Raw genomic sequence first — 17,576 nt, 5'->3', positions numbered from 1 at the left:
TTCGTCTCCTTCAATTGCGGATCCGTGGGCCGTCCGGGACGGCGGCAGCACGATCCCAGCCCTGCGGGTCGGGCGGGCGGCCGACCGGGGAAATCGGGACAGCGGGATCGGAAACCGCCCGCGAGCTGCGAAGACGGCGGGCGCTGGGATGGCCGATGGGATGCCGGGCGGTGCCGGGAGCGGCGATCAGCTCCCCTTGGCCTCCTTGGCGCCCCTGGTCTCCTTGGCGCCCTTGCCCTCCTTCGATCCGGCGCGATAGGCGCGGTCGCAGGCTTTCCAGGCGCTGAAGTCTTGGGTGAGCGCCCACAGCCGATGGGCCGCCCGGATGTTCCAGTCCGGGTCCAGCGCCTGCTCCCGGGTGCCGCCCAGCTTGCGCAGGGTGCCGTCGTAGAGCTGGAAGACGCCCCAGTTCCGGGTGGCGTTGGCGTTGGGCAGCGTGTAGAGGGGATCGAGGTACGAGGCGCAGTCCGCGATGCCGACCGCGCGGTCGGGGTCCTCGGTGAAGACCTCGCGGATGCGCCGGGTGACCCGCTCGGGCGTCCAGGTGTCGAGCGGCTTCCCGTCGTTCTCGTAGAGCGCCCGCTTCGTCCGCTCGTCCACCGATCCGTTCGCCGTCAGCCCGGTGCGGAGCTGGAAGACCACGACCCGCATCTGGGTGGCCGGTCCGAAGGCCCCGTCGATGTCGAGTTCGCCGCCCGCGCGGGCGAGCAGCGACTGGAGCTCGTGCACACACGCGTCCGACTGCCCCATGCTCACCACGACCGGACAGCGGGAGGACAGCAGCAGCCGATCGTCGGAGGACCCGTCCGAGCCGTCCGACGACATCAGCGCCTTCCCTATGAACAGCGCGACCGCCACCCCGGCGGTGAGCACGGCCAGGGCGAGCACGGCGACCAGCGGCCGACGGCGCCACGGCGGCGGGGCGGGCGCGGGTTCAGGGGCCGGGGCCAAGCTCTCCGGCTCCGGCCCCGGCTCCGGCTCCGGCTCCGGCCCCGGCCCCGGCTCCGGCTCCGGCAATACGCCGGCCCCCGTCTCGGCATCCGGCACCGCCTCCGTCTCGCTCCTTGAGACGGCCGGGAGGGCCGGGACGGCTGACGCGCCGGCCCCCGTCCGAGCGGCGGATACGGCGGCCGGGGCGCGGGAGACGTCCCGTTTGCGCTCGGCGTCGGCCAGGACCCAGCGCCGGTGCAGCTCCAGCAGCTCCTCGCCACTGGCCCCGCACACCTTGCCGAAGCGTGCGATCACGTCGTAGTCGCCGGGCACGCTCGCCCCCGAGCAGTAGCGGTGCAGCGCCGAGCCGCTCACCCCGCTGCGGGCCGCCAGCGCCGCATAGCTCCGGTTCGTCCTGCCCTTGAGCTCGCGCAACAGCTCCGCGAACTCCTCCACATCCCCGGTCCCGGACACCCCGTCCCCGCCCTCCCCGCTTGAGCGATACCCGTCAAGGCGAGTCAACGGCGTCCATGGTTATCTGTCCACCATGAGCAGCAGCGTGACCACCTGGCACCTGGAGCAGACCGCTCCCTCGGATCTCAGCCCGGCCCAGGAGCCGCCCGCCACGGCGGGGGTGCGGATCGCCCGGGCCGAGGTGCCGAGCCCGGAGTTCAGCCACTTCCTCTTCACCTCGGTGGGCTCGGACGTGTCATGGACCGACCGGCTGCTGTGGTCGCGCGGGGCGTGGGAGGAGCATCTGCACCGGCCCGGTGTGGAGACCTGGGTGGCGTACGAGCGCGGGACCCCGGCCGGGTATATCGAGCTGGAGGGCCAGGACGAGGGCGTGGTGGAGATCGTGTACTTCGGTCTGCTGCCCGCCTTCCGGGGCCGCCGCATCGGCGGGCACCTGCTGACCTGGGGGACCTCCCGCGCCTGGGACATGGCCGAGCGCTGGCCGGACCGGGTGCCGACCAAGCGGGTATGGCTGCACACATGCAGCAAGGACGGGCCGTACGCGCTGGACAACTACCGCCGCCGGGGCTTCCGGGTCTTCGACGTCAAGACCGCGGACGAGGAGTGACCAACACCACAGCGTCTTGCGATACGAGACAGATTCGTCCGCATAGTGGATAAAGGTGGACTCGCCAGAGACCACCATGCGACGCTTCCGTCATGTCTCGAGCTGGAATTGCCTTGGTGAGTCGACGCCACGTCGACCTCGGCCGCATGTCCAGCGCCATCTGTCCGGCGGGCTGACCCGCACCTCATAGGGCTCCCCAGCCCCGGGCAGCACCAACGCATCCCCCGCACCCCTCGCCGCCCCCGACGACGTGGGCGAGCGCGCACGCCTCGACATCCCCCCGCCGCATCTCGCACCGGCCACCGCCGTACACCCTGCCCACCTGCGCATGCGCAGGTCAGACGGTGCGCGCCGACGTAGCACCCGCCGCACCAGAGTCGCATCGAAGGACATACACCGCCATGGCTGCCACCCCGGAACGCGCAAGCGCAACGCCCCGCCGCAAGGCCGGACGCCACCGCGGCGAAGGCCAGTGGGCCGCGGGGCACTTCACCCCCCTCAACGGCAATGAGCAGACCAAGAAGGACGATGACGGTCTCAATGTGCGGACACGCATTGAGACGATCTACGCCCATCGCGGATTCGACTCCATCGACGGCGCCGATCTGCGCGGCCGGATGCGCTGGTGGGGTCTTTACACCCAGCGCAAGCCCGGGATCGACGGCGGCAAGACCGCGATCCTGGAGCCGGAGGAGCTGGACGACGAGCACTTCATGATGCGCGTCCGGATCGACGGCGGCCGGCTGACCACCGAGCAGCTCCGGGTCGTCGGCGAGATCTCGGAGGAGTTCGCACGCGGCACCGCGGACATCACCGACCGGCAGAACGTCCAGTACCACTGGATCCGGATCGAGGACGTGCCCGAGATCTGGAAGCGTCTGGAGGCCGTCGGGCTGTCCACCACCGAGGCGTGCGGCGACACCCCGCGCGTGATCGTCGGCTCGCCGGTCGCGGGGATCGCCGAGGACGAGATCATCGACGGCACCTCCGCCATCGACGAGATCCACCGTCGCTACATCGGCAGCAAGGAGTTCTCCAACCTGCCGCGCAAGTTCAAGACCGCGATCTCCGGGTCGCCGGTGCTCGATGTGGTGCACGAGATCAATGACGTCGCGTTCGTCGGGGTGCGCCACCCCGAGCACGGCCCCGGTTTCGATCTGTGGGTCGGCGGCGGTCTGTCCACCAACCCCAAGATCGGCGTCCGGCTCGGCGCCTGGGTCCCGCTGGACGAGGTCCCGGAGGTCTGGGCCGGGGTCGTCTCGATCTTCCGCGACTACGGCTACCGGCGGCTGCGCACCCGCGCCCGGCTGAAGTTCCTGGTCGCCGACTGGGGCCCGGAGAAGTTCCGCCAGGTGCTGGAGGACGAGTACCTGAAGCGCCCGCTGATCGACGGCCCGGCGCCCGAGGAGCCCGTCCAGCGGTGGCGTGACCACATCGGCGTCCACCGCCAGCGGGACGGCCGCTACTACGTGGGCTTCGCGCCGCGCGTCGGCCGGGTGGACGGGGCGACCCTCACCAAGATCGCCGACCTGGCCGAGGCGCATGGCTCCGGGCGGCTGACCACCACCGTCGAGCAGAAGATGATTGTGCTCGATGTGACCGAGGACCAGGTGGAGTCGCTGGTCGCGGGGCTGGAGGCGCTGGACCTCCAGGTCAAGCCGTCCCCGTTCCGGCGCGGCACGATGGCCTGCACCGGGATCGAGTTCTGCAAGCTGGCGATCGTCGAGACCAAGGGGCGCGGCTCCTCGCTCATCGATGAGCTCGAGCGCCGGCTGCCCGAGTTCGACGAGCCGATCACCATCAACCTCAACGGCTGCCCGAACGCCTGTGCCCGTATCCAGGTCGCGGACATCGGTCTCAAGGGCCAGTTGGTCATGGACGCCAATGGCGAGCAGGTCGAGGGCTACCAGGTGCACCTGGGCGGCGCGCTGGGCCTGGAGCCGGGCTTCGGCCGCAAGGTGCGCGGGCTGAAGGTCACCGCCGCCGAGCTCCCCGACTATGTGGAGCGGCTGCTGCACCGCTTCCAGGAGCAGCGCGAGGACGGCGAGCGCTTCGCCACCTGGGCGGCACGGGCCAGTGAGGAGGCCCTCAAATGAGCGAACGTGCTGCCCCGTTCTACTGCCCCTACTGCGGGGACGAGGATCTGCGCCCTTCGGAGGAAGGGCATGGCGCGTGGGAATGCGCGTCCTGCAATCGAGCGTTCCGCCTGTCGTTCCTCGGGCTGCTGGCCAAGGGCCTGCGGCGCGACCCGGTCGATGAAGGGGACACGGCGATATGACCCGGCTTGCGCACACCGACCTCGAGGGGCTCGCCGAGAAGGCGGGCCACGACCTCGAGGACGCCCCCGCACTGGAGATCCTGCGCTGGGCGGCGGACACCTTCGGATCGCGTTTCTGCGTCACCTCCTCGATGGAGGACGCGGTGGTGGCGCATCTCGCCTCCCGCGCCTTCCCCGGTGTCGATGTGGTCTTCCTCGACACCGGCTACCACTTCCCGGAGACCATCGGCACCCGTGACGCGGTGGCCGCGGTGATGGATGTCAACGTCATCACCCTGACGCCCCGTCAGACGGTGGCCGAGCAGGACGCGGAGTACGGTCCCGAGCTGCATGACCGCGACCCCGACCTGTGCTGTGCGCTGCGCAAGGTCCGGCCCCTCGAGGAGGGGTTGCGGGAGTATGACGCCTGGGCCACGGGATTGCGTCGGGACGAATCGCCAACCCGCGCCAACACCCCGGTCGTTGGCTGGGACGCGCGGCGCCGTAAGGTGAAGATCTCCCCGATCGCCCGCTGGACCCAAGCGGATGTCGACGCCTACATCGCCGAGCACGGTGTGCTCACCAACCCCCTGCTGATGGACGGCTATCCCTCGGTAGGCTGCGCGCCCTGCACCCGCCGGGTTCTGGAGGGCGAGGACATCCGGTCCGGCCGCTGGGCGGGGAGCAATAAAACCGAATGCGGGCTGCACGGCTGATGGCTGTCGACCAGGAGAACGAGATGAGCGCCCCCACGACCACCGGTGCCACGGTGTGGCTGACCGGTCTGCCGAGCGCGGGAAAGACCACGATCGCCTATGCGCTGGCCGAGCGGCTGCGCGGCGAGGGCCGCCGGGTGGAGGTGCTCGACGGTGACGAGATCCGTGAGTTCCTCTCCTCGGGGCTCGGTTTCTCCCGCGAGGACCGGCACACCAACGTCCAGCGCATCGGCTTCGTCGCCGAGTTGCTCGCCTCGCACGGTGTCACGGTGCTGGTGCCGGTCATCGCGCCGTATGTGGACAGCCGCGAGGCGGTGCGCAAGCGCCACCAGCGCGAGGGCACCCCGTATCTGGAGGTGCATGTCGCCACGTCGGTGGAGGTGTGCTCGGAGCGGGATGTGAAGGGGCTGTACGCGAAGCAGGCCAAGGGGGAGATCTCGGGGCTGACCGGTGTGGACGACCCCTACGAGGCCCCTGCCGACCCGGATCTGCGCATCGAAACCCACAGGAACAGCGTGCAGGAGTCGGCGGCCGAGGTGCGGTTGCTGTTGAGTGAACGGGGAGTGCTGTGAGCCACGCACGCGCGGCCATCGCATCGCGGGCCATGACGCTCCCCGCACCCGGGGGCCGTGCCCACGGCGAGGAATCCGCCGATATGACGGGAAGCTACTACCGCAGCCGAGCGAACGAAAGGGGCGCGGCATGACGACCGTGACGGCGATCAACGCGGAAGAGGGCGCGGGCCTGTACGCGCTCGCGCACTTGGACGCGTTGGAGTCCGAGGCGGTGCACATCTTCCGTGAGGTGGCGGGTGAGTTCGAGCGGCCGGTGATCCTGTTCTCCGGTGGCAAGGACTCCATCGTCATGCTCCATCTCGCGCTCAAGGCGTTCGCCCCGGCGGCGGTGCCGTTCTCGCTGCTGCACGTGGACACCGGCCACAACTTCCCCGAGGTCATCGAGTACCGGGACAACACGGTGGCCCGGCACGGGCTGCGGCTGCATGTGGCCTCGGTCCAGGAGTTCATCGACGACGGCCGGCTGCGCGAGCGCCCGGACGGGACCCGTAATCCGCTCCAGACGGTGCCGCTGCTGGACGCCATCGAGAAGAACCGCTTCGACGCGGTCTTCGGCGGTGGCCGCCGGGACGAGGAGAAGGCCCGCGCCAAGGAGCGGGTGTTCTCCCTCCGTGACGAGTTCGGCGGCTGGGACCCGCGGCGGCAGCGCCCGGAGCTGTGGCAGCTCTACAACGGCCGGCACTCCCCCGGTGAGCATGTCCGGGTCTTCCCGCTCTCCAACTGGACCGAACTGGACGTGTGGCAGTACATCGCCCGGGAGAAGATCGACCTGCCGCAGATCTACTACGCACATGAGCGTGAGGTCTTCCGGCGCAGCGGCATGTGGCTGGCGCCCGGTGAGTGGGGCGGTCCGAAGGACGACGAGACCGTGGAGCGGCGCATGGTGCGCTACCGCACCGTGGGCGACATGTCCTGCACCGGTGCCGTCGAATCGGACGCGGTGACCATTGAGCAGGTCATCGATGAGATAGCCGCCTCCCGGCTGACCGAGCGGGGTGCGACCCGCGCCGACGACAAGCTGTCGGAGGCCGCGATGGAGGACCGCAAGCGCGAGGGGTACTTCTAACGATGACGAGCAATCTGACGTCCGAGGAGCAGGCCGCCGCGGCCGCCGTGGAGCGGTCCGCGGCCACCTCGCAACTGCGGTTCGCCACCGCGGGTTCGGTGGACGACGGCAAGTCCACCCTGGTCGGCCGGCTGCTGCACGACTCCAAGTCGGTACTGGCCGATCAGCTCGAGGCGGTGGCACACGCCTCGCGCAGCCGTGGCCAGGAGGCGCCGGATCTGGCGCTGCTGACGGACGGGCTGCGCGCGGAGCGGGAGCAGGGCATCACCATCGATGTCGCCTACCGCTACTTCGCCACTCCCAAGCGGCGGTTCATCCTCGCCGACACCCCCGGCCATGTGCAGTACACCCGCAACATGGTCACCGGCGCCTCCACCGCCGAGCTGGCGGTCGTCCTGGTGGACGCGCGCAACGGCGTGGTGGAGCAGACCCGGCGGCATGCCGCGGTCGCCGCCCTGCTGCGGGTCCCGCATGTGGTCCTCGCCGTCAACAAGATGGACCTGGTGGACTACGCGGAGCCGGTCTTCGCGGCCATCGCCGAGGAGTTCACCACCTACGCGGCCTCGCTGGGCGTCCCGGAGATCACCGCCATCCCGATCTCGGCGCTCGCCGGGGACAATGTGGTGACCCCGTCGGCGAACATGGACTGGTACGGCGGCCCGACCGTGCTGGAGCATCTGGAGACCGTGCCGGTGGGCACCGACCCGTCCCAGGACCCGGCCCGTTTCCCGGTGCAGTACGTGATCCGTCCGCAGACCACCGAGCACCCCGACTACCGCGGCTACGCGGGCCAGATCGCCTCCGGTGTGCTGCGTGTGGGCGATGCCGTCACCGTGCTGCCGTCCGGCCGGACGAGCACCATCACCGGGATCGACGCGCTGGGCGCGATGGTGGACGTGGCGTGGGCCCCGCAGTCGGTGACCGTGACGCTCGCCGACGACCTGGACATCTCGCGCGGGGATCTGATCGCGCCGAGCGACCACGCCCCGGAGACCACCCAGGACGTCGAGGCCACCGTCTGCCATTTGCACGACCGTCCGCTGCGAGTGGGCGACCGGGTGCTGCTCAAGCACACCACCCGCACCATGAAGGCGATCATCAAGGACATTCCGTCGCGGCTGACGCTGGCCGATCTGTCGCATCACCCGGCGCCGGGAGAGCTGGCCGCCAATGACATCGGCCGGGTCGTGCTCCGTACCTCCGAGCCGCTGGCGCTGGACGCGTACGAGGACTCCCGGCGCACCGGTTCCTTCCTGCTGATCGACCCGGCCGACGGCACCACGCTGACCGCCGGGATGGCGGGCGACTCCTTCGCGGCGTCGTCCGAGGGTGCCGAGGCGGCTCGGGACGACGAGGGATGGGACTTCTGACGATGGCCGGTGAGGTGTTCTCGACGTTCGCCAAGGAGGGCGGCCGCGTAGGCAGCGGGGCGCTCGGCAGCGGTCAGGGCGGGGTCGGACGATGTGCGCGCTGATGCCGCAGTCCGCCCCCGTCCAGCACCGCCGCCGAAAACCGTCTGATCTGCCGGGCGTCCTCTGACGCCGCCCCGGCCCGTCGAGAGGAACACCTCCGTGTCGTCTGCCCACCGTCTGCTCGCCCCGCGACCAGCCGAGCGCCCCCGCCGCCACACCCGGATCCTGGCGGCGGCGGCCGTCCTTCCCCTGCTGATGGGCGCGCTGGGCGCCTGCGGCTACGGATCGGAGAAGAAGACCGACGACCAGGGGTCCTCCGCCCTTCCCGCGGCCGGCGGTGAGAAGATCGACGGCCTGGACAAGGTGAAGGTCGGCTACTTCGCCAACCTCACCCACGCCACCGCGCTGGTCGGCCTGCGCAAGGGCGGCCAGATCCAGCAGGAGCTCAAGGGCACCAAGGTCTCGCCGTTCGTCTTCAACGCCGGTCCGTCCGAGATCGAGGCGCTCAACGCGGGCTCCATCGACATCGGCTGGATCGGCCCCTCACCGGCCATCAACGGCTATGTGAAGTCGCACGGCTCCAACCTCAGGATCATCTCCGGGTCGGCCTCCGGCGGCGTCAAGCTGGTGGTCAACCCGAAGAAGATCAAGACCCTCGACGACGTCAAGGGCAAGAAGATCGCCACCCCGCAGCTCGGCAACACCCAGGACGTGGCCTTCCTCAACTGGGCCGCGAGCAAGGGCTGGAAGGTCGACGCCCAGAGCGGCAAGGGCGATGTGTCGGTGGTCCGCTCCGACAACAAGGTCACCCCCGACGCGTACAAGTCCGGTGCCATCGACGGCGCGTGGGTGCCCGAGCCGACCGCGTCCAAGCTGGTCGCCGAGGGCGGCAAGGTGCTGCTTGACGAGTCCTCGCTGTGGCCGGACAAGAAGTTCGTGATCACGAATGTGATCGTCCGGCAGGAGTTCCTCAAGGAGCACCCGAAGGTCGTCGAGGCCGTGCTGCGCGGCTCGGTGAAGACCAACGCCTTCATCAAGGCCGACCCCGAGCAGGCGAAGAACGCGGCCAACGCGGCGCTCAAGGAAGAGACCGGCAAGCCGCTGCCCGCCGAGGTGATCGACCCGGCGTGGAAGTCCATCCAGGCCATCGACGACCCCCTGGCCTCGACACTGAACACCGAGGCGGCCCACGCGGTCCAGGCGGGTCTTCTGGAGAAGCCCGACCTCAAGGGCATCTACGACCTGGCCCCCCTGAACAAGGTCCTCAAGGCCGAGGGCAAGCCGACCGTCTCCGACGCGGGTCTCGGCGTCAAGTAGCCGCCCGTCCGTCCCCGTACGCACGGTACGCACGGTACGCACGTACGCATGCACCCATCCATCAGGAGGTGACCGGATGTCCCCGGCGCTGACCACCGAGAAGGACGACCGGGCGGACGCCGCGGCGGCGGGCTCACCCGGCCCCGCCGACCCCGCCGGATCCGTATCGATCGCCCACGTCCACAAGTCCTTCGGCCGTCCCGGAGCGGCCCAGGCCGTACTCGAGGACATCAACCTTCAGGTGCGGCCCGGGGAGTTCGTCTGCATCCTGGGCGCTTCCGGCTGCGGTAAGTCGACCCTGCTCAATCTGATCGCCGACCTGGACAAGCCGTCCGCGGGGGCCATCGAGGTCCCCGGCGGCCGGCCGGCCCTGATGTTCCAGGAGCACGCCCTGTTCCCGTGGCTGACCGCGGGGAAGAACATCGAGCTGGCGCTGCGGCTGCGCGGGGTGCCGCGCGCGGAGCGCAGGCCGCAGGCCGAGCGGCTGCTGGAGCTGGTGCGGCTCGGCGGCGCCTACGGCAAGCGGGTGCACGAGCTGTCCGGCGGTATGCGGCAGCGCGTGGCGCTGGCCCGTGCGCTGGCGCAGGACTCCAGCGTGCTGCTGATGGACGAGCCGTTCGCCGCGCTCGACGCCATCACCCGCGATGTGCTGCACGAGGAGCTGACCCGGATCTGGAGCGAGACCGGCGTCTCGGTGCTGTTCGTGACCCACAACGTCCGCGAGGCGGTGCGGCTGGCCGAACGCGTGGTGCTGCTGTCCTCCCGGCCGGGGCGGGTCGTCCGCGAGTGGACGGTGGACATTCCGCAGCCGCGCCGCATCGAGGACGCGGCCGTCGCCGACCTGTCCGTTGAGATCACCGAAGAACTGCGTGGGGAGATCCGCCGCCATGGCCAGCAGTAAGACCACCCGCGGCACCGCGGTCGACGAAGCCGACGGCGGCAGCGGCGGCGGGCAGTCCATAGAGAAGTCCGTGGAGAAGTCCACGGCGAAGGCGAAAGCGGGCAACGCCCAGGACCTGGCGGGCCTGGAGGCCGGTCTGGACGCCCTGGACACGGTGCAGATCAAGCGGGTCTCACCGGTCGAGGTGCTGGTCCAGAAGGTGCTGCCGCCCATCGTGGCCGTGGCCGTCGTCCTGGCCCTGTGGAAGGTGCTCGTCCTCGCGAAGGTCACCGACGACTACAAGCTGCCCGACCCGGGTCTTGTCTGGGACGCGCTGCGCCAACTCTGGCTTCAGGGCGAGCTGTTCGACATCGTCTGGACCAGCGTCTCGCGCGGTCTGTTCGGCTTCCTCATCGCGCTGGTGATCGCGACCCCGCTGGGTCTGATCGTCGCCCGGGTGAAGTTCATCCGCGCCGGTCTCGGCCCGATCCTGTCCGGGCTCCAGTCGCTGCCCTCGGTCGCCTGGGTGCCGCCCGCGGTGATCTGGCTGGGCCTGAACGACCAGATGATGTACACCGTCATCCTGCTGGGCGCGGTCCCCTCCATCGCCAACGGGCTGGTGGCCGGCATCGACCAGGTGCCCCCGCTCTTCCTGCGGGCCGGCCGCACCCTCGGCGCCCGCGGCCTGGTCAGCGCCCGGCACATCCTGCTGCCCGCCGCGCTGCCGGGTTACGTCGCCGGGCTCAAGCAGGGCTGGGCCTTCTCCTGGCGCTCGCTGATGGCCGCCGAGATCATCGCCAAGTCCCCGGACCTGGGCCTGGGGCTCGGCCAGTACCTGGAGAACCAGCGCAACAACTCCGATATGGCGGGGGTGCTCCTCGGCATCCTGATGATCCTCGTCGTCGGCATCGCCATCGAGCTGCTGATCTTCGCCCCGATCGAGCGCCGGGTGCTGCGCAGCCGCGGCCTGCTGGCGAGCGCCCGCTGAACGGAAAGCACTGACCGGAAAACCGCCAAACGGAAAGCCACCATGTCTGCCCCGACCCTGCTGATCATCGCCCACGGCAGCCGCGACCCCCGCCATGCGGCGACCGTCGACGCGCTGCGCGCGCGGGTGCGGTCGCTGCGGCCGGGGCTGCGGGTGGAGGCGGCGTTCCTGGAGTTCAACGCCCCGCGCGTACCGCAGGTGCTGGCCCGGCTCGCCGCGGAGGACGCCACCGAGGTGATCGCCCTCCCGCTGCTGCTGACCCGCGCCTTCCACGCCAAGACCGACATCCCGGCGGTGCTGCGCGAGGCCACGGCCCGCCACCCCCGCCTGTCCGTCCGCCAGGCCGCGGTCCTGGGCCCGTCCCCGCTGCTCATGGACGCCCTGGAACGCCGCCTGCACGAGGCGGGACTGCGCCCCGCCGACCGCCCGTCGACCGGGGTCGTCCTGGCCTCGGCGGGCTCCACCGACCCGGAGGCGATCGCGGTGATCGCTGAAATCGCGCGGGAGTGGCGGCACACCGGATGGTGCGCCGTGCGACCCGCGTTCGCCTCCGCCTCTCTTCCCCGCACCGAGGACGCCGTCCGCGCCCTGCGCGCGGCCGGCGTCGCCCGGGTGGCCGTGGCCCCCTACGTCATCGCCCCCGGCCGCCTCCCCGACCGCATCGCGAGCGGCGCCGAGGCAGCGGGCGCCGACCTCCTGGCCCCCGTCCTGGGCCCCGCCCCGGAACTGGCCCGCCTGCTGCTGCGCCGCTACGACGAGGCCCGCACGGCACCCCCGGCCCTGCTGACGGCCTAAGACGCCACAGGAACGACCGCAGGGCGGTGGCCCACCAGGGCACTTCTGTCGTTTTCGTCCTGGCAGGTTCCCGTCGGGCCGTGCGGCCACCGGTCACGGGAACAGCAGTAGTTTCCCGGTGGTCGTACGCGACTCGATGTCCGCGTGGGCCCTCGCCGCCTCCGCCAGCGGGTACCGATCGCACGGCCGCGGCCGTGATCGCCACCGTCCAAGGCGGTGTCACCGTCCTGCTCTCCACCGGCTCGGCGGAACACCTGGAGGCCGGGCTGAACCTCTGCCTGGACCACCTGCTGTCGTAGCCGCGCGAGCACCAACGAAGTCCAGGACCAGGGCGGTCAAGCGGCCTGGTCATGGTCGAGCACCGCGCTCCCGGGGCGGCTGAGCCACACCAGCCTTGCCGTCACGCCGTCCTCACCGCCGCCTCGCGCGAACCATCGAAGCGCCCGCTCCGGCGAGTTGAGAACCATCTGGCCGGTGCCGTCGGCCGTGATCACGTGGACGGGGCCCTCATGGAAGGCCACCCCCCACGCCGCGACACACCCGTCTTTCAGGCCGGGCCGCACCTCGCATTCCTGGACGACGGCGAAGAGCCTGGGCGCGACGGCGAGGACGAGTTCGCAGAGTTCCTTGTCGAAGAGTTCTGGGGAGTGCGGCGTCTCCATCTGGGCCTCCACGAGGACAGTAGGCTTCGGCTGCCGCTCATCGCTACGTGATGAGCGCGTCACGTAAAGTACGCCACAAAGTTGTGCCCGCCACAAGTTTGTGGCGGGCGTTGGGGGCCGACGGAGCTAAGGGACGAACGTCTGTCGGGTTGTCGAGAAGTCGGAGGTAACGGGCATGGCGGTGAGGAGTCAGCCCACGGCACGCCAGGAGCGGCTGGGAACGAACTGCGCAAGATGCGTGAAGCGGCGGGCCTGACCGCCCGAGAAGCGGCCGAACGGGTCGGAACAACCTCGGCCCAGATGAGCCACGTGGAGGCAGGACGGGCGGGCGTCAGCGAGGAGCGACTGCGCGGAATGGCGACGCACTACGCCTGCCTCGACGACGCGCTGATCGACGAGTTGGTCGCCATGGCCGCGGAACGCGACAAGGGGTGGTGGGAGGAGTACCGGGGGACACTCGCGCACGCAGCCCTGGATCTCGCCGAACTAGAGCATCGATGTCGCCGTTTGCGCACCTTCCAAGGTGTCTACATCCCCGGGCTTCTCCAGGTGGACAACTACACGCGTGCGCTCATGGCCTACGGGGTTCCCCAGCCGTCACCACGCCAATTGGAGGCGCTGGTCGCGTTCCGCATGCGACGGCGGGAGGTGCTCGACAGCGGATCGCCTCCCGCGTATGAAGCGGTCATTCATGAAGCCGCCCTGCGGACACTCGTCGCCAACCGGGACGTAGCACGCCGACAACTCGCCTTCATACTGGAACAAGGCGAGCGCCCCGGCGTCACCATCCGGGTGGTTCCGTTCGATGCCGAAGGGTTCGGCGGCGCCGGGACCCCCGTGCTGTACGCATACGGCTCGGTACCGAGGCTGGACACCGTACATATCGATGTGCCGCACGGCCCTATCCTGCTGGATGCGGAGTCGCAGCTCGCGCGGTATCGCGCATTCCTCGACAAGGCCCTGACGTTCTCCCTGTCGGCGGAAAAGTCTCAGGACTTCATCCACACCATCATGCGGCAATTGTGAAGGGCAGGATCATGGAAAATCCGGCGCCATGGCGGAAGTCGTCGTTCTCCGGGCCTGGTGAGACCAACGACTGTGTCGAAGTCGCCGCGGCGGGCCGTGAGATACGGATTCGGGAAAGCGACACGCCCGCCGACATCCTCACCACCACACCGGGCCGACTCGGAAGATTCATACGCGCCGTCAAGGCGGGGACGCTCGACCACCTCGCGCGGTAGCCGGCGGGGCTAGCGGGCCACCGCCGTGGCCGCCGCGTGCACCGCGCGGATCAGGCGTTCGTTCTCCGGGGCCGGGCCGCCCGGGTAGGCGAAGCGGCGGCGGTTGTAGCCGTAGGCCAGGCCGGTGCGGGGGTCGGCGAAGGTCTGGGAGCCGGCGGCGCCGCCGTGCCCGAAGGCGCCCGCGCCGAGGACGGGGTAGATGTCGCACAGGGCCTGGAAGCCGAGGCCGAAGGCTTTGTGGGCGCGCGATACGAGGTCGTAGCCGATCGAGTGGATCTGCGCGAAGGCGGCGGCCGTGTCCGGCTTGAGGAGCGGTGCCTTGCCGTCGAGTTCGCTGATCGCGGCCGCGTACATCCCGGCCAGACCACGCGCCGAAGCGACGCCGCCGAACGAGGAGGGGCCCTTGGCGCGTACGACGCGGAGGTTGGGCAGTTCCGCGAGGTCGACCATCTGCGGGTGGTTGCGGTTGAAGGCGATGCCGGTCAGGCTCAGCGGACCGGTCTCTTCGGCGTCGAGTTCGGCCTGCTGCGCGGGGGTGGGGAGCATGGGCAGCGTGGTGAGGAAGCGTGGTTCGTGCTCCTCGGGCAGTCCCAGGTGGAAGTCGAGGTCGTGACGGGAGCGGACGCGGGCCTCGAACAGCTCCTGGATGCTCCGGCCGGTGACGCGTCGGACCACCTCGCCGGTGAGCGCCCCGATGACCAGGGCGTGATAGCCGAAGGCGGTACCCGGTCGCCAGTACGGAGCCTGGGAGGCCAGGCGCTCGGCGATGACACGGTCGTCGGCGAGCTCCGCCGGGAGGAGACCGGCGTCGGCGCCGACCACTCCGGCCCGGTGGGACAGCACATCGCGCAGAGTGATGTCCTGTTTCCCCTCGACCCCGAACTCCGGCCAGTAGTGGCTCACCCGCTGGTCCAGCTCCAGGGTGCCGTCCTGGACGAGCAGGGCCACCACCAGGTGGGCCGCGCCCTTGGTGGAGGAGAAGACCCCGGTCAGGGAGTCCGCCGTGATCTCCGGCCCGGTCCACAGGTCCACGACCCGCTCACCGTCGACGTACGCCACTAACTGGGCGGCGTAGTCGCCGCCTTCGGCCGCCGCGACGGCGCCGAATTCCCGCCGTACGGGTTCGAAGCCTTCGGCGACGGTCCCCTGGGGTGCGTTCTGCTCGGTCGACACGAGTACTCCTCGGTGGTCATCGTCTGTCATCGTCGCGGATGTCACTATCGGCGCTCGTGCCGCTTCCGAACCTCGCCCGCGCACGGACTATTCCCCCTGGCCGTTCACCGTACGTTCCGCATACCGCCCTCCGTGTGTGTCGGCCCGGCCCCCGGGCGGCGCTGGACTTCCGGGCATGCGCAACGAAGAGAGCAGTGTCCGCCGTCGGCTCGGCGTCCGGATGGGGGCCGCACTGGGGGCCGCCGTCGTCGTCGCGGTCGTCCAACCCCCGGCGCTGGCGGCGCCGGATGCCGGGTCCTGGACGACGGAGACGGTGGCCCCGGGGGTGCGGATGCGGGCCGGGGTTCTTGGGGACGCGGACGCCAAGCCGGTCTGGACGGTCACCGTGCAGGGGCCGGGTTCCGCGCCGCTGGGCGACCGGGCTTGGGCGGACGACACGGCGGGGCGGCTGCGCGACGCGGGGTTCGAGCCGCGCGTCGAGCGCGTGGTGTGGCCCGCCTACGCGGACACCCCGCACGGCACCATGGGGTGGCGAGTGCGGGTGGGCTCGTACGCCGCCTCCGGTGAGGCGCAGGGCGCGCGTGAGAAGGTGGCCGCGGCCGGGTTCACGGCGGTGGCGGAGTGGACCGGCTACGACGCGCAGCAGCCCGCCGACCGGGAGAGCGTCCATGTGGCGGTGATCGACCCGGCCCGGTTCACCGGCACCGTGGCGGCCACGCATGACAGCAGCGTGGCGGACCGCGAGACCACCTCGTCGGTCGCCGCGAAGCGCCACTCCCTGATCGCCGTCAACGGTGGCTTCTTCGTCACCGCCGACGCCGACGGCGTCCAGGGCACGATGGCCGGAATCTCCGCGTACGACGGGCAACTGGAGTCGATGGCCGCCGGTTCGCGGGCCGCGCTGATCCTCGCGGACGGCGGCCGGCACGCTCGTATCGCCGACCTGACCAGCACGGTCACCGCGCGGGCGGGGTCGTCCAGATATGCGGTGCAGGGCATCAACCGGGTGCCCGGCAAGGTGCGCAACTGCGGCCGCCCCGGGGCCACTCCGACCGAGCTGCCCCGGCAGGATCTGACCTGTTCCGAGGCCGACGACCTGGTGAAGTTCACCCCGAGGTTCCGCGCCGAACTGCCCACCGGGCCCGGCACCCAGGTGGTGCTCGACGCCGACGGCCGGGTGGTCTCCACCGGCCCGCGCGGCGGCACGGTCCCGGCCGGGGGCTCCGTGCTCCAGGGCATCGGCGCCGCGTCCGACTGGCTGACGGCCCACGCCGTGCGTGGCGAGCGGATCGCGCTGGAGGAGGTCGTCCGGGACACCTCCGGCCGCCGGGTCCGGCTCGACTCCGACGACAGCATCGTCAGCGCCGCCCCCACGCTGGTGAAGGACGGCCGTATCGCCATCGACGCCGCCACCGAGGGCACCCTCGACCCGAAGAACCTCTCCTTCGGCTACGCCTGGTCGAATGTGCGGCAGCCCCGCACGATGGCCGGGCTCGACAAGGAGGGGCGGCTGATCCTGGCCACGGTGGACGGCCGGCAGCCCGGTGTGAGCGAGGGCTTCACCCTGGAGGAGGCCGCCCGCTTCATGCGCTCCCAGGGCGCCGTCCAGGCCCTCAACCTGGACGGCGGCGGCTCCACCGCCATGGCGGTCAACGGCAAGCTCGCCAACATCACCTCCGACGCGACGGGCGAACGCGCGGTGGGCGACACGGTCCAGGTACTGCCGTAGCGGGTCGCGCTCGTGTTCGGCTCACTCCTGTGGGTGACATTCACCCGTTCTGGCCGCCACCTCACGGCTCGGGCTGGAAGCGTCGGCAGTCGTCAGAGCTGCGTGCCATGCTGGAGCCAGGGAACACACGAGGAGGCGGTGGTGGCGATCATGAGCGTCGCTGAGACGCGAGTCGACGATCACGAAGGCCCCTGGACGGTCGAGGACGTCCTTGCGCTCTCGGAGCATCCGGCACGCGCCCGCTTCGAACTCGTGGACGGTGTCCTCATGCTGTCCCCTGCCCCCGACTGGGACCACCAGACGGTGTCTTCCGAATTGCACAGCCAGATCAAGGCCGCCCTGGCCCGGTCAGGCGCGCCGTTCCGCTCCGGCGAAGCGGTGAACGTGACGGGGGAATCGAGACTCTTCATTCCCGACATCGCCGTCGTCGACCGTGCCGCCGCTCCACGCGGCACACTGGCTGCGCCGCTCGAGGCTGCGGTGCTTCTGGGAGAGATCGTGTCGCCGTTCAACCGGGCCGCCGATCGCATCCTCAAGCCCGCGCTCTACGCCCAGGCGAAGGTACCCGTCTATTGGCGGGTCGAGATGGAGCCGGATGTGCGTGTGGTGGTGCACGAGTTGGACGTGGCCACCTACCGCGAGGTGGCCACGGTCACAGGAAAGCAGTCAGTCGACGTCGCCGGAGTGTTCACCGTCGACCTGGATCTCGACGCCGTGCGCCGCGAGTTGGAAGGCTGACTCCGGGGCCTGCACC

General features: G+C 70.5%; 20 protein-coding genes. 16 read left to right on the top strand and 4 right to left on the bottom strand.

Features of this window, described 5'->3' with window-relative positions:
* Positions 1–186: 186 nt before the first annotated feature.
* Entirely contained in the window at positions 187–1,404 is a 1,218-nt protein-coding gene (locus tag ACK1X7_RS35595) for a helix-turn-helix domain-containing protein (protein WP_413116133.1), read from the bottom strand.
* Between the two features lie 73 nt (positions 1,405–1,477).
* Between ACK1X7_RS35595 and ACK1X7_RS35590 the strand changes: the two genes are divergently transcribed.
* The 12 genes from ACK1X7_RS35590 (at position 1,478) to ACK1X7_RS35535 (ending at position 12,017) form a co-directional block, all read left to right on the top strand.
* Complete coding sequence (locus ACK1X7_RS35590; RefSeq protein ID WP_385138039.1) at positions 1,478–2,011, top strand: GNAT family N-acetyltransferase; 534 nt, start codon at positions 1,478–1,480, stop codon at positions 2,009–2,011.
* A 92-nt stretch (positions 2,012–2,103) separates the two neighbouring features.
* Positions 2,104–2,187, top strand: coding sequence for a putative leader peptide (locus tag ACK1X7_RS35585; protein ID WP_309471194.1), 84 nt, complete (start codon positions 2,104–2,106; stop codon positions 2,185–2,187).
* 225 nt (positions 2,188–2,412) lie between these two features.
* Positions 2,413–4,107 (top strand): nitrite/sulfite reductase, encoded by a 1,695-nt coding sequence (locus tag ACK1X7_RS35580; RefSeq protein WP_385138041.1) that lies wholly within the window; start codon positions 2,413–2,415, stop codon positions 4,105–4,107.
* Positions 4,104–4,289: a hypothetical protein gene (locus ACK1X7_RS35575; RefSeq protein ID WP_385138043.1), complete on the top strand. Its 186-nt coding sequence runs from the start codon at positions 4,104–4,106 to the stop codon at positions 4,287–4,289. Before ACK1X7_RS35580 ends, ACK1X7_RS35575 begins: the two co-directional genes overlap by 4 nt.
* Positions 4,286–4,984: a phosphoadenylyl-sulfate reductase gene (locus tag ACK1X7_RS35570; protein ID WP_413116132.1), complete on the top strand. Its 699-nt coding sequence runs from the start codon at positions 4,286–4,288 to the stop codon at positions 4,982–4,984. Before ACK1X7_RS35575 ends, ACK1X7_RS35570 begins: the two co-directional genes overlap by 4 nt.
* Positions 4,984–5,556, top strand: coding sequence for an adenylyl-sulfate kinase (cysC, locus tag ACK1X7_RS35565; RefSeq protein ID WP_390792883.1), 573 nt, complete (start codon positions 4,984–4,986; stop codon positions 5,554–5,556). Before ACK1X7_RS35570 ends, cysC begins: the two co-directional genes overlap by 1 nt.
* Before the next feature lie 130 nt (positions 5,557–5,686).
* Positions 5,687–6,625 (top strand): sulfate adenylyltransferase subunit CysD, encoded by a 939-nt coding sequence (cysD, locus tag ACK1X7_RS35560; protein ID WP_363995197.1) that lies wholly within the window; start codon positions 5,687–5,689, stop codon positions 6,623–6,625.
* 2 nt (positions 6,626–6,627) lie between these two features.
* The gene (locus ACK1X7_RS35555; protein ID WP_385138045.1) at positions 6,628–7,995 is read left to right on the top strand and encodes a sulfate adenylyltransferase subunit 1; all 1,368 of its coding nucleotides are present in this window, start codon (positions 6,628–6,630) and stop codon (positions 7,993–7,995) included.
* A gap of 201 nt (positions 7,996–8,196) precedes the next feature.
* Positions 8,197–9,354, top strand: a complete 1,158-nt coding sequence (locus tag ACK1X7_RS35550) for an ABC transporter substrate-binding protein (RefSeq protein WP_390792797.1) — start codon at positions 8,197–8,199, stop codon at positions 9,352–9,354.
* A 76-nt stretch (positions 9,355–9,430) separates the two neighbouring features.
* Positions 9,431–10,255: an ABC transporter ATP-binding protein gene (locus tag ACK1X7_RS35545; RefSeq protein WP_361499853.1), complete on the top strand. Its 825-nt coding sequence runs from the start codon at positions 9,431–9,433 to the stop codon at positions 10,253–10,255.
* Positions 10,242–11,222, top strand: coding sequence for an ABC transporter permease (locus ACK1X7_RS35540; RefSeq protein ID WP_385138051.1), 981 nt, complete (start codon positions 10,242–10,244; stop codon positions 11,220–11,222). Before ACK1X7_RS35545 ends, ACK1X7_RS35540 begins: the two co-directional genes overlap by 14 nt.
* 42 nt (positions 11,223–11,264) lie before the next feature.
* Positions 11,265–12,017 carry a sirohydrochlorin chelatase gene (locus ACK1X7_RS35535; protein WP_385138052.1) on the top strand — a complete coding sequence of 251 codons (753 nt, stop codon included), beginning with the start codon at positions 11,265–11,267 and terminating at the stop codon, positions 12,015–12,017.
* 93 nt (positions 12,018–12,110) lie between these two features.
* Here ACK1X7_RS35535 and ACK1X7_RS35530 read toward each other — a convergent pair whose 3' ends face one another.
* Entirely contained in the window at positions 12,111–12,185 is a 75-nt protein-coding gene (locus ACK1X7_RS35530) for a hypothetical protein (RefSeq protein WP_382950030.1), read from the bottom strand.
* 167 nt (positions 12,186–12,352) lie between these two features.
* The gene (locus ACK1X7_RS35525) at positions 12,353–12,679 is read right to left on the bottom strand and encodes a hypothetical protein (protein WP_390792796.1); all 327 of its coding nucleotides are present in this window, start codon (positions 12,677–12,679) and stop codon (positions 12,353–12,355) included.
* A 234-nt stretch (positions 12,680–12,913) separates the two neighbouring features.
* Between ACK1X7_RS35525 and ACK1X7_RS35520 the strand changes: the two genes are divergently transcribed.
* Both ACK1X7_RS35520 and ACK1X7_RS35515 read left to right on the top strand, forming a co-directional pair.
* Positions 12,914–13,705 (top strand): helix-turn-helix domain-containing protein, encoded by a 792-nt coding sequence (locus tag ACK1X7_RS35520; RefSeq protein WP_413116131.1) that lies wholly within the window; start codon positions 12,914–12,916, stop codon positions 13,703–13,705.
* A gap of 11 nt (positions 13,706–13,716) precedes the next feature.
* A complete protein-coding gene (locus ACK1X7_RS35515; RefSeq protein ID WP_385138058.1) occupies positions 13,717–13,920 on the top strand; it encodes a DUF397 domain-containing protein in 204 nt (67 codons plus the stop codon).
* A 9-nt stretch (positions 13,921–13,929) separates the two neighbouring features.
* Here the strand turns inward: ACK1X7_RS35515 and ACK1X7_RS35510 are convergent, their stop codons facing one another.
* A complete protein-coding gene (locus tag ACK1X7_RS35510; protein WP_385138060.1) occupies positions 13,930–15,093 on the bottom strand; it encodes a serine hydrolase domain-containing protein in 1,164 nt (387 codons plus the stop codon).
* A gap of 175 nt (positions 15,094–15,268) precedes the next feature.
* Between ACK1X7_RS35510 and ACK1X7_RS35505 the strand changes: the two genes are divergently transcribed.
* Both ACK1X7_RS35505 and ACK1X7_RS35500 read left to right on the top strand, forming a co-directional pair.
* Complete coding sequence (locus ACK1X7_RS35505; RefSeq protein ID WP_413116130.1) at positions 15,269–16,822, top strand: phosphodiester glycosidase family protein; 1,554 nt, start codon at positions 15,269–15,271, stop codon at positions 16,820–16,822.
* A gap of 150 nt (positions 16,823–16,972) precedes the next feature.
* On the top strand, positions 16,973–17,560 hold the full coding sequence (locus ACK1X7_RS35500) for a Uma2 family endonuclease (RefSeq protein ID WP_413116935.1): 588 nt from the start codon (positions 16,973–16,975) through the stop codon (positions 17,558–17,560).
* The last annotated feature ends 16 nt before the right edge of the window (positions 17,561–17,576 follow it).

The sequence above is a fragment of the Streptomyces sp. CY-1 genome (genome assembly GCF_047218265.1).
Taxonomy (GTDB): domain Bacteria; phylum Actinomycetota; class Actinomycetes; order Streptomycetales; family Streptomycetaceae; genus Streptomyces; species Streptomyces niphimycinicus.
The sequence above is the reverse complement of the archived record's forward strand: the minus strand, read 5'-3'. Positions and strand labels throughout refer to the sequence as shown.